General features: G+C 47.4%; 1 protein-coding gene. It reads right to left on the bottom strand.

Features of this window, described 5'->3' with window-relative positions; all coding sequences use genetic code 11:
- On the bottom strand, positions 1-1,167 hold a 1,167-nt coding region (locus Q8M98_11995; GenBank protein ID MDP3115473.1), incomplete at its 3' end, for a hypothetical protein.
- Positions 1,168-1,399: the final 232 nt, after the last annotated feature.

Genomic DNA, 1,399 nt, shown 5'->3' on the forward strand with positions numbered 1-1,399 from the left:
GCGGAAATTGACCTCGGATTTGGCATTGGAATCGAGGCGGAGATTCAGGTTTTCGGAAAAGGGAACCGGATAGGCATGGAGCTTGATACCCGGATTTGCCGGAAAGCCGGGATCGTCGTTGGCGCTTGAATAGTATTCCCAACTGTGGGTGAGATAGTCGGCTGGATACCACTCCTCCATCCATTGGTCCCAGTATTCGCTTAGTTCCTCAGTGCGGTTTCCGTTGGCGTCATGAGTAAAGGCGGTTCGCCTATCGTCCGTCCATCGCTCAAATTCCAAATCCCAGTATGAGGAGGTTCTCCGCTGGGGGAGATCATTGGCATCATAAGCAAAGACCATCCTATAGCTGGGCCACCAGGCTTCGGTCTCCCAATCCCACCAATAGTTGATCTCCTGCAATACCATGCCGGGAAATGGTTGCTCCTGCCAAGTAAATCCCAGCGGGACATTCCAAGCTATCCAATGCACGGTCTGATCTCCGGTGAGAGTGTCGTTTGGATGATAGCTGCGGATAGTCCGGCTTTCCGGAGACCAAGATAGGGAATCCAACGAAGTGTGCGAGACTTCTTCAATAATCCTGCCCTGTCCGTCCCAGACGAAGTTAGTCATATTATACGTATCCTGCCGTTCATTCCCATAATAGCTTCGCGACCATACATACGCAACATAGTCTGTATTACTCTCGTAAAACAAGTGTAAACGCTGGACTGGAATCCATTGGCGCGTTTCCTCGTCGGGCATGAATATGTTGTAATTGGTCAGACGGTTTTGCTCGTCGTAAAAGCAATTGGCGCGCATGAATGGCATTTCTTCGTCTAAGTAAAAGTAGATAACCCCGCTGCTGATCATATAGCCGGATACGTCGTAGGAATAATATGCGACCGCGCTTTTATACCATGTGCCAACTTCAAAGTCATAATACCATATTTGAATTGAATCCGGTCTGGAGGGGTGTGAAACATTGTAGAAATAACGGATACTGGTACCGGGCTGCCAGTCCATTCCGTCGCTGTAATGAGAGACGCTTTCATTTAAGCGCCAAAGATTCCGATCCTGAGCAAAGCTCGGAAATGACAGTTTGTCAAGCACTTCCCGCAAGTGTGGGTTAATCGATAGCAGCAGTATCGGCAACACTATCAGCAACGCTAAAAACGTTATTCTTTTCATTTTAAACCTCCATTAGGTGAGTTTGGTTCTTGCTATGGACAGGCATGATTCTTGTCAATCTTTTTCTCTATAAAAACTGCCGAGAACGGGAGGAGACTGTTCAAAAACCATCACCATTCTACGCTGCTTTACCAGAGCACTTGGAGAATAAGTGGTCTAAGTGCTTCCATTTCACATTTTCTTGACAGATTTGGGAGATGTTCAGATTGGCAATCAGCGATTGCTCATGCAT

The sequence above is a fragment of the Candidatus Cloacimonadaceae bacterium genome (assembly GCA_030693415.1).
GTDB lineage: Bacteria > Cloacimonadota > Cloacimonadia > Cloacimonadales > Cloacimonadaceae > JAUYAR01.